General features: G+C 60.0%; 9 protein-coding genes. 4 read left to right on the top strand and 5 right to left on the bottom strand.

The annotated features are described in order from the left end of the window. The first annotated feature begins 117 nt into the window (after window positions 1-117). Both ettA and gdhA read left to right on the top strand, forming a co-directional pair. On the top strand, window positions 118-1,782 hold the full coding sequence (ettA, locus tag E3Z29_RS27335; protein WP_003228391.1) for an energy-dependent translational throttle protein EttA: 1,665 nt from the start codon (window positions 118-120) through the stop codon (window positions 1,780-1,782). Window positions 1,783-2,128: 346 nt separating this feature from the next. Beyond that, on the top strand, window positions 2,129-3,466 hold the full coding sequence (gene gdhA / locus E3Z29_RS27330; protein WP_134787370.1) for an NADP-specific glutamate dehydrogenase: 1,338 nt from the start codon (window positions 2,129-2,131) through the stop codon (window positions 3,464-3,466). Here the strand turns inward: gdhA and E3Z29_RS27325 are convergent. From E3Z29_RS27325 to E3Z29_RS27305, 4 genes are all read right to left on the bottom strand, one after another. Continuing rightward, on the bottom strand, window positions 3,463-3,957 hold the full coding sequence (locus tag E3Z29_RS27325) for a GreA/GreB family elongation factor (protein WP_134787369.1): 495 nt from the start codon (window positions 3,955-3,957) through the stop codon (window positions 3,463-3,465). The two genes, gdhA and E3Z29_RS27325, sit on opposite strands and share 4 nt — an antisense overlap. Before the next feature lie 71 nt (window positions 3,958-4,028). Further along, window positions 4,029-4,385, bottom strand: a complete 357-nt coding sequence (locus E3Z29_RS27320; RefSeq protein WP_134787368.1) for a hypothetical protein — start codon at window positions 4,383-4,385, stop codon at window positions 4,029-4,031. Window positions 4,386-4,603: 218 nt separating this feature from the next. After that, window positions 4,604-6,457, bottom strand: coding sequence for a DUF4105 domain-containing protein (locus E3Z29_RS27315; protein ID WP_134787367.1), 1,854 nt, complete (start codon window positions 6,455-6,457; stop codon window positions 4,604-4,606). Between the two features lie 264 nt (window positions 6,458-6,721). After that, window positions 6,722-7,210 (bottom strand): DUF3015 domain-containing protein, encoded by a 489-nt coding sequence (locus tag E3Z29_RS27305; protein WP_007909797.1) that lies wholly within the window; start codon window positions 7,208-7,210, stop codon window positions 6,722-6,724. 299 nt (window positions 7,211-7,509) lie between these two features. Here E3Z29_RS27305 and E3Z29_RS27300 point away from each other — a divergent pair, with 299 nt between their 5' ends. After that, entirely contained in the window at window positions 7,510-9,948 is a 2,439-nt protein-coding gene (locus E3Z29_RS27300) for a Lon protease family protein (RefSeq protein ID WP_027612829.1), read from the top strand. A 324-nt stretch (window positions 9,949-10,272) separates the two neighbouring features. Next, window positions 10,273-10,602 carry a hypothetical protein gene (locus tag E3Z29_RS27295; RefSeq protein ID WP_007963794.1) on the top strand — a complete coding sequence of 110 codons (330 nt, stop codon included), beginning with the start codon at window positions 10,273-10,275 and terminating at the stop codon, window positions 10,600-10,602. A 6-nt stretch (window positions 10,603-10,608) separates the two neighbouring features. Here E3Z29_RS27295 and E3Z29_RS27290 read toward each other — a convergent pair whose 3' ends face one another. Next, window positions 10,609-12,441, bottom strand: a complete 1,833-nt coding sequence (locus E3Z29_RS27290; RefSeq protein WP_134787366.1) for a hypothetical protein — start codon at window positions 12,439-12,441, stop codon at window positions 10,609-10,611. Window positions 12,442-12,493: the final 52 nt, after the last annotated feature.

Here is a 12,493-nt window from a genome sequence, read left to right as displayed (position 1 = left end):
TTTTTTCCGCGCGCACGCATTGATGGCCATCAAGTGGTCTAGTGAACGACGCGCATCGGTCTGGCCGGGCATCGCCTGCGCTCCAATCATTCATCTGTCACTGACCCAAGGTTCTCCATGGCTCAATACGTCTTCACCATGCATCGGCTGGGCAAAGTTGTTCCGCCGAAGCGGGAAATCCTGAAAAACATTTCGCTGTCGTTCTTCCCCGGCGCCAAGATCGGCGTACTCGGCCTCAACGGTTCGGGTAAATCCACGCTGCTGAAAATCATGGCCGGCGTCGATACCGAGTTCGAGGGCGAAGCCCGTCCGATGCCGGACCTGAACATCGGTTATCTGCCGCAAGAGCCACAACTTGATCCGACCAAGACCGTGCGTGAAGTGGTCGAGGAAGCGGTCAGCGTGATCAAGGATGCGCAAGCGCGTCTGGACGAGGTCTACGCCGCTTACGCCGATCCGGACGCCGACTTCGACAAGCTGGCAGCCGAACAGGCCAAGCTCGAAGCGATCCTGCAGGCCAGCGATGGTCATAACCTGGAGCGTCAACTGGAAGTCGCCGCCGACGCCCTGCGTCTGCCGGCCTGGGACGCCAAGGTCGAACACCTGTCCGGTGGTGAAAAACGTCGTGTGGCCCTGTGCCGTCTGCTGCTGTCCGCCCCGGACATGCTGCTGCTCGACGAACCGACCAACCACTTGGACGCTGATTCGGTAGCGTGGCTGGAGCACTTCCTGCACGACTTCCCGGGCACCGTGGTCGCGATCACGCACGACCGTTACTTCCTCGACAACGTTGCCGGCTGGATTCTGGAACTCGACCGCGGCGCGGGCATTCCTTACGAGGGCAACTACTCGGGTTGGCTCGAAGCCAAGTCCGATCGTCTGGCGGCCGAATCCAAGCAGCAGTCGGCTCACGAAAAAGCCATGAAGGAAGAACTGGAGTGGGTGCGCAAAGGCGCGAAAGCCCGTCAGTCGAAATCCAAGGCTCGTCTGCAACGCTTCGAAGAAATGCAGTCGCAGGAATTCCAGAAGCGTTCGGAAACCAACGAGATCTACATCCCGGCCGGTCCGCGTCTGGGCGACAAGGTCATCGAGTTCAAGAACGTCACCAAGGGCTACGGCGATCGCGTCCTGATCGACAACCTGTCGTTCTCCATGCCGAAGGGCGCCATCGTTGGCGTGATCGGTGGTAACGGTGCCGGTAAGTCGACCCTGTTCCGCATGCTGATGGGCAAGGAAACTCCGGATTCCGGCACCATCGAAGTCGGCGAAACCGTGCAACTGGCCTGCGTTGACCAGAGCCGCGAAGACCTCGACGGCAGCAAGACCGTGTTCCAGCAGATCTCCGACGGTTCCGACCAGATCCGCATCGGCAACTACGAGATTCCATCGCGCACTTATGTCGGTCGCTTCAACTTCAAGGGCGGCGACCAGCAGAAGTTCGTCAAGGACCTGTCCGGTGGTGAGCGCGGTCGTCTGCACCTGGCGCTGACCCTGAAGGAGGGCGGCAACGTCCTGCTGCTCGACGAACCGTCCAACGACCTCGACGTTGAAACCCTGCGTTCCCTGGAAGAAGCCCTGCTGGACTTCCCGGGCGCCGCCATTGTGATCTCTCACGATCGCTGGTTCCTGGACCGCGTCGCGACTCACATCCTGGCGTACGAAGACGACTCGCAAGCGGTGTTCTTCGAAGGCAACTACACCGAGTACGAAGCCGACCGCAAAAAGCGTCTTGGAGAAGCGGCGGCCCAGCCACACCGGGTACGCCACAAGAAACTGGCCTGATTCGGGTTGGTTGCATGAAAAAGCGGAGCCTTCGGGCTCCGTTTTTTTTGAGTTTTTTTCAGTGATTCCGAGTCGTGGCCATCGCGAGCAGGCTCACTCCTACAATTGGAATGCGGTCTCCTGTAGGAGTGAGCCTGCTCGCGATATCGATGTAACTGTTGGTGCATTACTTCAATTTGACCTCCCCATTCAGGTGCAGAATCAGCTCAAAAAACCGCCTTATTTATATCCTGTGCACCATTTAATTTCATAACTGCGACATTTTGCGCTGTTCCTGTGCGCAAATCGTTTGTTACAGTCCGGCTCAATCGCTTCCAACGACAATAAATTTGCCGAGACTTTTCCCATGATCGAATCCGTCGAATCCTTCCTCGCCCGCCTGAAAAAACGCGACCCGGATCAACCCGAATTCCACCAGGCCGTCGAAGAAGTCCTGCGCAGTCTGTGGCCGTTTCTCGAAGCCAATCCGCGTTACCTGACCTCGGGCATTCTGGAGCGCATCTGCGAGCCGGAGCGCGCAGTGGTGTTCCGCGTGTCGTGGGTCGACGATCAGGGCAAGGTCCAGGTCAATCGCGGTTTCCGCATTCAGATGAACAGCGCAATCGGCCCGTACAAGGGCGGCTTGCGCTTCCATCCTTCGGTGAACCTGGGCGTGCTGAAGTTTCTCGCCTTCGAACAGACCTTCAAGAACTCCCTGACCTCATTGCCCATGGGTGGCGGCAAGGGCGGTTCGGACTTCGATCCTAAGGGCAAGAGCGACGCCGAAGTCATGCGTTTCTGCCAGGCGTTCATGAGCGAGCTGTACCGCCACATCGGCGCGGACGTTGACGTACCGGCTGGCGACATCGGTGTCGGTGCGCGGGAGATCGGTTTCCTGTTTGGCCAGTACAAACGCCTGAGCAACCAGTTCACCAGCGTGTTGACCGGTAAAGGCATGACCTATGGCGGCAGCCTGATTCGCCCGGAAGCCACCGGTTTCGGTTGCGTGTACTTCGCCGAGGAGATGCTCAAGCGCCGCGGGCAGACCGTCGAAGGCAAGCGCGTGGCGATCTCTGGTTCCGGCAACGTCGCGCAGTACGCGGCGCGCAAGGTCATGGACCTGGGCGGCAAGGTAATTTCGCTGTCCGACTCCGAAGGCACGCTGTACTGCGAATCGGGCCTGAGCGAGGAACAGTGGCAGGCGTTGCTGGAACTGAAAAACGTCAAACGCGGACGCATCAGCGAATTGGCCACGGCGTTCGGTCTGGAATTCCGTGCCGGTCAGTTGCCCTGGTCGCTGCCGTGTGACATTGCGCTGCCATGCGCCACGCAGAACGAACTCGACGCCGAATCTGCTCGTACGCTGCTGCGAAATGGCTGCGTGTGCGTCGCCGAGGGCGCGAACATGCCGACCACGCTTGAGGCCGTGGATATCTTCATCGAGGCCGGCATTCTGTTCGCCCCGGGCAAGGCGTCGAACGCCGGCGGGGTCGCGGTCAGTGGGCTGGAGATGTCGCAGAACGCCATGCGCCTGCTGTGGACGGCGGGTGAGGTGGACAGCAAGCTGCACGCGATCATGCAGTCGATCCACCATGCCTGCGTGCATTACGGCGAAGAGAATGGACGGATCAACTACGTCAAAGGCGCGAACATCGCCGGCTTCGTCAAAGTCGCCGATGCGATGCTCGCGCAGGGTGTGGTTTAAGCCGGTTCGATGCGAATCACTTCAATCAGCTGATCGCCAGCGGGGCGCTGCCACAGCACTTCGTCATTGAGCCGGGCGCCGAGCAGCGCCCGGCCCAGCGGCGAAGCCCAGTTGATCAGGCCCTGGCTGGCGTCGGCCTGATCTTCGCCGACCAGTTGCACCCGACTTTCGGTGTCGTGTTCGTCGGCGTAGGTCACCCAACTGCCAATCTGCACCTTGTCGGTAGAGATCGCGGGGGCAGCGACCTGTGCGCTGGCGAGGCGTTGGTTGAAGTAGCGCAGATCCCGTTGCAGATCAGCCAGCCGTTGCTTGTCGGCCTGTTCGCCCTTGGCCGATTGTTCGGCGTGCAAGGCTTGCAGTCCGGCGACCTTGGCCTGCAACTGCACCAATCCCTGCGGGGTGACGTAATTGGGCTGCGCACTGACCTGCCGTTCGACGGGCTGATCGGCTTGCGCGGCGGCGTTGTCTTCGTTGACGAAAGCGCGACTCATGCTGTCCTCCTCTGCAAAGAGTTTGGGCCATGGTCGCCGGCATTTGGTTTCACTGGATGTCTGGAAACGACCTATTGCGAGCGATAAGCCCGCCCGGCGTCCTGATCTTTCTGCTGCTGCCAGGCGCGCTCGCGTTCGTCCCAGTGCTCGTTGCGATACTCTTCGCGATCCTTGTTTTCCAGCATTGCCTGGCACTGGCGGAAGCCGTCGGTCCAGCCTTCGGCGTATTGCTTGTCCTTGAGATAGCGCGGCACGTTCTTGCGAAACTCGCCACTGATCGAGCCGGCGGCTTGCCGGCCACTGACGCAGCCATCGTCAAAACCGTCGGCGAAGGCCGGTGGATAACCTTTGGCGATCAAGTCTTCGTGGGTGGTCTGGCAACCCCCGAGCAACAGCAAAACACCCAACAACCTCACACACCGCCACATCGCACTCTCCCGCGCCGATTCTCGGCTGATAGGGAAAGTCTAGAAGCGGATTCGTCGGGCGTTGGTGAAAGACATGTAAGTAATTCGTTGAATACCGGAGAACCCTGTGGGAGCGGGCTTGCTCGCGAAAGCGCTGGGTCAGTCGAGATTTGAATCGCCTGACACGACGCCTTCGCGAGCAAGCCCGCTCCCACAGGGGTTATGGATTGGGCTTCAGATCAGTAGTGGTACCACTTCACCTCAAGCATCACTTCGGTTTCCGGTGTCGCCACATGACTGAACTCACGCTGCGCACTCAGGCGCAAACCGAGGTTGCGCGACAATTCCCACTGCTGGTTCAGGCTCAGGCTGCGGCGCACTTCACCATTGAAGAAGTAATCGCCCTTGGCTTCCAGGCTGAGATTGCCCAACGGGTTTTTCCACAACACGCCGGTATTGAAACCGCCGGCCGGGGAGACGAACTCGGCGAAGTCATTGTTGTGTTCAACGCGCACGGTGCCGAGGGCAAAACCCAATACGTCATCACCTAACGCCCAGGTACCGCCACCACCACCGTTGACGTGGCTGACCAGCGTCTCGTCATCATGCTTGCCCGGCACCCGCTCAAGGCCACCGGTGACTTGCCACGACAGAGGCTGCAGCAGTTCATTGCGCGGGGTCAGCGAGCGGATGGTCGCCAGGTCCAGTTGCTGGAACTGCCACTGGTTGCCTTCGTATTGACGCAGCTTCATCTGCAGGATTTCGATCTGCGCGCCAAGGGGGAAGCTTTCGGCGTTGTCATTGAGATCGTGATAAGCCATGCGCAAACCGTATTCACCGAACGCACGATCACCGCGGGTGCCGATGCCGGCCTGCCAGGTGCGTGATTCGTGGCCGTCTTCGGGCAGGCCCGGTTGTGGAATCTGCAATTCCGGCGCCGGGTTCTTGTTGATCGCCCGCAGCAGTTCGAAGCTGCGCTGTGCACGTTGCGCATCACGTTCCTGCCCGTTGGCGCGGTAACGCTCCAGACGATAGGCGGCATCGATGATCAGCGCCTGACGATCCCGGGGCAGGGCCTTGAAGGTCGGCTCCTGCAACACCTGTTGATCGGCGCTGACCTTCAGCACCCATTGCTGTTCTTCCTTATTCAACGGCTCGGCGCGGCTGAGCAGTTCACGCTCGCGGGACGGGCGATATTCGATGCTTTCCACCAGCCCGGCTTCTTTCACCGCTTTGACCGTATCGGTAGGGATGGCGGTCAGCGGGAATTGCTCGGTCAGGCGCAGGCTCGGACGTGCCACTTGCAGCAGTTCGAGCAGGCGATAGGAGCAGTTTTCGTCGAAGAAGAAATAGTCGAACTGGATCTGCTTCAGCTCCCACACATGCTCGACCATGCGCGCGGTTTCTGCTTGCGTCAGGTTCAGCCGGTATTCCCACAGATCGCGGTTTTCCAGGCTGCGGTACTCGGAGAGTTTTTCCTGGTACGGCACCAGTGCGAACAGCCCCGGGTAGCCACCCATCAAGCCTTTCCAGGCGTAGAGAATGCTGTTGTCCGAGCCTTCGATGTAGGCGCCGAAATTGATCGCGTAACTCAGCAGCGAAGTCTTGTCGCTTTGCACGTCAGCCTGGTCGATGCGCAGCAGGGTGTGGCCGAACATCGACGACGGGCTGTTGAGGTAGGCCGCCGGGAAGATCATCACCGCACTGTGCGGCGAGACGTCCTTGAACCACTTCCTGAATTCGGCGCAATCGGGGGAGGGCAGGTCGCTGAGGTTGAGTTGCGCTTTCAGCCAGCGCGTACGCGCCGGATAGACGCATTGCGCGTGTTGCTCGCCGAGACTGGCCGGGGCGTACAGCGCCTGCACGGTGGCGGCCAGTTCATGGTCGGGGTGTTCGTTGCCATCGGGCGCGAGAAAGAATTTCCTGTCGCTGACATAGCTGCGCCAGCCACCGAGTTTGGCGGTTTCGTAATGACCGAGGGAAATCCAGAAGCGGTCGTTGGCCAGTTGCTGCAAACGTTGAGGGTCGACGTGAGGCGCGGCGGACAGCGGGGCGCAGACACAGAGCGCCAGCCAGGCAAGGCGTTTGAGCATAAGTGGCAACTTAAGTCGAAAGAAAATAAAACCCGGATCGGGCTGCGATCACTCCCCTGTGGCGAGGGGATTTATCCCCGATGGGCTGCGAAGCGGCCCTCATACCTGCAAAACTCGGTGTATCAGATACACCGAATTGAATGGTTTCACGACTGCTCCGCAGCCGATCGGGGATAAATCCCCTCACCACAGGTTCAGCGTCACATTCGAGTGATTGCACTCAAAACAAAACCCGCTTCCCGAAAGAAGCGGGTGGGGTCGAGCTTAAGCCTGAGTTGCGTACTTGGCCAGACGTGGGTCCGACTTCAGCACGGCCAGGGTGTTGGTATGCACGTCTTCTGCGGTCACGTCAGCTTTGCTGAAGATCTGCTGGAAGTGCTCGTGAGTGACAGCAGCGAAGTGCGCACGGTCTTCCGGCGCCACGCCCAGTACCACGGCGTAGGTCGTCAGCGCTTCGCCGTTGCCCTTGGCCATGTCTTCGGACAGCTCGTTCATCATGCCATTCATGGCGAACCAGGATTTACCGCCGTAGGTCAGCGACGCGTTGGTCGAGCAACCGTTGGTGCCGGAAGTCATACCGAACGTAGCGTTACCGGAGGTGCCGTTAGTGGTGGATGCCAGGAAGTGTGCCGGGGTGCCACGCTGACCTTCGAACAGCATGTTGCCCCAACCGCAATCCGGGCCACCCGGGGCTTGCGCCATGGCGTTGATGGAAACAGCGGTGAAGAGAGTACCGAGAAGAATCCGTTTCATAGCTTTGTTCTCTTTGTGTGCATACCAATGGACAGGGTTCTGGCCCCCAGGCTCCGTGATAACAGACCCTTGAAGCGCCAGTGGGCCGGTATTAGTTCCAGCCGCGCAGTTTGGAGTTTAGGCACGTTCCGGGGGTTCCGTGATTTTTTACAAAAGATTTGGCGATAACCCCGGATTCACGGGGGACGGGGCGGGGTGGCCCGGTTGACTATGCTTTGTCGTGTAGCGCGCCTTGCCAGTGGGGCACGGGCAGCGCCAGAATGCCGCTATCCGCCCCGCCTGATTGTTAAGGAAGCCCGATGCCTGATCCTGTTGCTGCCAGCCTGCGTATAGCGCCCGAAGCGCTGACTCGTCCGTTTTCCGCTGAACAGTTCAGCTTCACTACCACCAATGATCTGGAGCCCTTTCGCGGTGTGCTCGGCCAGGAACGTGCGGTCGAAGCCTTGCAGTTCGGTGTGGCGATGCCACGCCCCGGTTACAACGTCTTTGTCATGGGCGAGCCCGGCACTGGCCGCTTCTCGTTCGTCAAGCGCTACCTGAAGGCCGAAGGCAAGCGCCTGCAGACCCCGGCGGACTGGGTCTACGTCAATAATTTCGATGAGCCGCGCGAGCCCCGCGCGCTGGAATTGCCTTCTGGCACTGCGGCTTCGTTCATCGGTGACATCAACGGCCTGATCGATAACCTGCTGGCAACCTTTCCGGCCGTGTTCGAACACCCGTCCTACCAGCAGAAGAAAAGTGCCATCGACCGCGCCTTCAACCAGCGCTACGACAAGGCCCTCGATATCATCGAACGGCTGGCGCTGGAGAAGGACGTCGCCCTGTATCGCGACAGCAGCAATATCGCCTTCACGCCGATGCTTGAAGGCAAGGCGCTGGATGAAGCGGAATTCGCCCAATTGCCGGAAGCCGAGCGCGAACGGTTTCACGAAGACATCTCCGGCCTCGAAGAGCGTCTGAACGAAGAACTCGCCAGCCTGCCGCAGTGGAAGCGCGAGTCGAACAATCAGTTGCGTCAGCTCAACGAAGAAACCATCACCCTGGCCTTGCAGCCGTTGCTCTCGCCGTTGTCCGAGAAGTACGCGGAGAACGCTGCGGTCTGCGGTTACCTGCAAGCGATGCAGGTGTACTTGCTGAAAACCGTGGTCGAGCAACTGGTCGACGACAGCAAGACCGACGCCGTGGCGCGCAAGCTGCTGGAAGAGCAATACGCGCCGAGCCTGGTGGTCGGTCATCCGGCCAGCGGCGGGGCGCCGGTAGTGTTCGAGCCGCACCCGACTTACGAAAACCTGTTCGGGCGCATCGAGTACACCACCGATCAGGGCGCGCTTTACACCACTTACCGGCAGTTGCGTCCAGGTGCTTTGCATCGGGCCAATGGCGGTTTTTTGATTCTTGAAGCGGAAAAAATGCTCAGCGAGCCGTTCGTGTGGGACGCGCTGAAACGCGCCCTGCAATCGCGCAAGCTGAAAATGGAATCGCCGCTGGGCGAGATGGGCCGTTTCGCCACGGTGACCCTCAACCCGCAACACATTCCGTTGCAGGTCAAAGTCATCATCATCGGCGCGCGGCAGTTGTATTACACGCTGCAGGACCTGGATCCGGACTTCCAGGAGATGTTCCGCGTGTTGGTCGACTTCGACGAAGACATCCCGATGGTCGACGAAAGTCTGGAGCAATTTGCCCAGTTGCTGAAAACCCGTACTTCGGAGGAAGGCATGGCGCCGCTGACCGCCGATGCGGTGGCGCGTCTGGCGACCTACAGCGCACGGCTGGCCGAGCATCAGGGGCGTTTGTCGGCGCGGATCGGCGATCTGTTCCAACTGGTCAGTGAAGCGGATTTCATTCGTCATCTGGCCGGTGATGAAATGACCGATGCCGGGCACATCGAGCGGGCGCTGAAAGCCAAGGCCACTCGCACCGGTCGGGTCTCGGCGCGGATTCTCGACGACATGCTCGCCGGGATCATCCTGATTGACACCGACGGCGCCGCGGTCGGCAAGTGCAACGGGCTGACTGTGCTGGAAGTCGGTGATTCGGCGTTCGGTGTACCGGCGCGGATTTCCGCCACGGTGTACCCGGGCGGCAGCGGTATCGTCGACATCGAGCGCGAGGTCAACCTTGGGCAACCGATCCACTCCAAGGGCGTGATGATCCTTACCGGGTACCTGGGCAGCCGTTACGCTCAGGAATTCCCGCTGGCGATCTCCGCGAGCATCGCGCTGGAGCAATCCTACGGTTACGTTGATGGCGACAGCGCATCGCTGGGCGAGGCTTGCACGCTGATTTCGGCGCTGTCGAAAACCCCGCTCAAGCAGTGCTTTGCGATCACCGGTTCGATCAACCAGTTCGGCGAAGTGCAGGCAGTCGGCGGGGTCAACGAAAAGATCGAAGGCTTTTTCCGCCTCTGCGAAGCCCGCGGGCTGACCGGCGAGCAGGGCGCGATCATTCCGCAGGCCAACGTCGCCACGCTGATGCTCGACGAGAAGGTGCTGGCGGCGGTGCGCGCCGGGCAGTTCCACGTGTACGCGGTGCGTCAGGCTGACGAAGCGCTGAGCCTGTTGGTCGGCGAGCCGGCCGGTGAGCCGGATGCTGACGGTCAGTTCCCCGAGGGCAGCGTCAACGCGCGCGTGGTCGAGCGTCTGCGGGTGATTGCCGAGATGATCAGTGAAGACGACCTCAAAGAGGCGGAAAAGGAACTGGCGCAGGAGGCACTAGCCGAAGCCAAACCAGCCTGACCGCAAACGCGGTAAAAACTGTGGGAGGGGGCTTGCTCCCGAAGGCGGTGTACCAATCGACACATTAGTTGATTGAGACACCGCCTTCGGGAGCAAGCCCCCTCCCACAGTTGTTTTCAAATTGGATTTTGCGGTGATCATCGGGAAAAGTGCCACTACTCTGGCGTCAGAATTCACACAATGACCATTCGGCGCCTTCTGGTTCTATCCAGCTTGCGCGGCGGACTTTTCTTCTATTCTCTGCTCAAGGACATCGACAGTATCACTGGATCGAAACAGCCTTCGCGTGAAGGCTGAATACAGGCTTTACCGAGGGTCGCCGCCATGTCGCGCAACCTCTGCCTCACCCGTCAGTGCCTGGGTCTTGTGACCCGCATCGAATGCGCCATCAAACCGCTGGCCGGCGATAACGGCATGTGGACCTTGCTCTTCGCTGCCGGCATGGCCGGCGAACAACCCTCCGCCATCAAGGCCCAGGGCCCGTTTCACGGGCCGGTCGCCGCCGAGTCGATTCTCGACACTATTGTGGAAAGCCTGACGATGCACGGCTACGAGCTGGCCGACGATCCGCAGATCTGGAGCCTGCACCTGCAGGCACAGTTGCGCCAGATCAATGGCGGGCGTGGGCGTACGGTCGGCGTGTTCGACCACTAGGCGCAATCATGGCGCGGTGTCGGACTGCTGCGCCTTGTCGAGTTTGACCTCAAAGCCGTATTGCACGGTATTGAGCTCGGTCCGCTGATAGGTCTCCACGTGCGTTGGACGACCATAGAAGTAATGCACGCCGAACAGCGCCGGGCCATCCGCACTCGCGTCGTGACTGACCGAGAGAATCTGTTTCAGGTAGTTGCCGCTGTCGTCCTTGACGAAGAATCGCCAGGCGTTGGCCGGAAACAGTTTCAGGTCCACCACCAACGTGTTGTTCTTGATCTCCAGGCCTTTGGGCAGGGATTTGGCGTCGTAGGCTTTTTTCTCCACGCTGGCGAGAAACAGCGGCATCGACCCCACGGCAATCGCCGGGGTTTCCGGAAACAGGTTCAAATCGTAAGTGATGGTCGCCTGCAGCGGATCGACCTGATACGCCTCGGGCGGCAGTTCGATCGGCTCATCGAGTTTGCCGCTGCGTTTCTCGGTGAAGAACGTCACGGGACTCTCGCCGAGGCTGAAATCATCACCGAGCAATTCATCGTTGAAGGTTCGCCGGTGAGAGAACTCGATGCGTGCAGCGCTCGGATCCTCCACGGACTGATGGATGCGGATACCGGCCTTCAACGCTTCCTCGGTGAGGCTCGCGCCCTTGAGCCAGTTCGGCGCCAGATCGTCATAGACGACCACCGCCGGGTCCAGCGGTTGGATGGCTTTTTCGGTGGTGTGCTGGCTGAAAGTGCGCACTGGCAGATCCAGTGTTTTGCGGGTCACGGTTGCCGATGAGAAATCCAGCACGCTGACTTCGAGGGTGTCGATGGGGCCGTTGAAGTAGACCTTGTTGTAGCGGCGCGGATGCTGCTGCTCGAAGGTCTGCTGTTCGTCCTCGAGCTGTTTTTCCAACGCCTCGCTCCAGGTTTTCTGCTGTTGCAGATACGCCAGTTGTTTCTCGTAGAAGGCGACTTGTGCCGGGCTCTCATTGATTGAGCCGGCGCGCACCAGGTATTGCCCGCTGGTGTCACGGGCCTGAACGATGACTGGATTGAGCTGCGCACCCTCGACCTCAGGGGCCAGTGGCAGGCTGTTGCTGAATTCGACTTCGGCGTAGTTCTTTTCAAGCTTCAACAGGGTGACGCTGAGGTTGTCATCGGTGCGGGTCTGGCCGACGTCCTTCTGGCTCAGGTTGAAGCTGAACAGGCGGCGCGGCGCGATGACTTCGACTTTGCCTTGCAGGCTCACCGGTTGTGGCTGGCTCTTCTTGTCCACGTCCAGCCCTTCGATGAACGGGTAGGTCACGGTCAGGTCATCGGGGTTGTTGACGTTGGAGCTGGACGGGCTCAGCTGAATGCCGGGATCGGTTTCCGACCACTCCGGCTGATAGGCGATCACGCGCTTGTTGCTCAGGGTCACTGACTGCCATTCCACGCCGTGCGGGAATAGAAAGCCGCCGGGAATGTTCAGGTTGAACGGGAATACCGGTTGCAGGTCGGTAAGGTAATCGGAGCTGGCGTCCTTGTGCACCACGAACAGTCCGTTGATAAAGGTATCGACCAGCGCCTGCGGCGAAGGGTAGTGCTTGAGGATGCCGAGGGTGTCTTCGCCGTAGACGGTTTTCAGCGGGGTGCTGTCGAGCTTGAGCTGCGCGCGTTCGAGCAGCAGCAGCGAACCACCGAGTTCGGTCACGGCGTCCTTGAGTTTCGGGTCGGTAATGGCGTCCAGTGAGTGTTCGAAGGTTGTCGTCCTCGCGTCGAGGCTGACCGAGGGCTTTTTCTCATCGCCGGGTGAGCAGCCACCCAGCAGCAGAACGAGGCAAACTCCGGCAGTCGTCAACGGTAATCGCACATGCATTTCCAGTCGTCCTGTCCACTTTCGCTAGGCGGTCAATGGTTTGGACAGTAGC

Source organism: Pseudomonas sp. S150, assembly GCF_004526365.1.
GTDB classification, from domain to species: Bacteria; Pseudomonadota; Gammaproteobacteria; order Pseudomonadales; family Pseudomonadaceae; genus Aquipseudomonas; species Aquipseudomonas putida_A.
The sequence above is the reverse complement of the archived record's forward strand: the minus strand, read 5'-3'. Positions and strand labels throughout refer to the sequence as shown.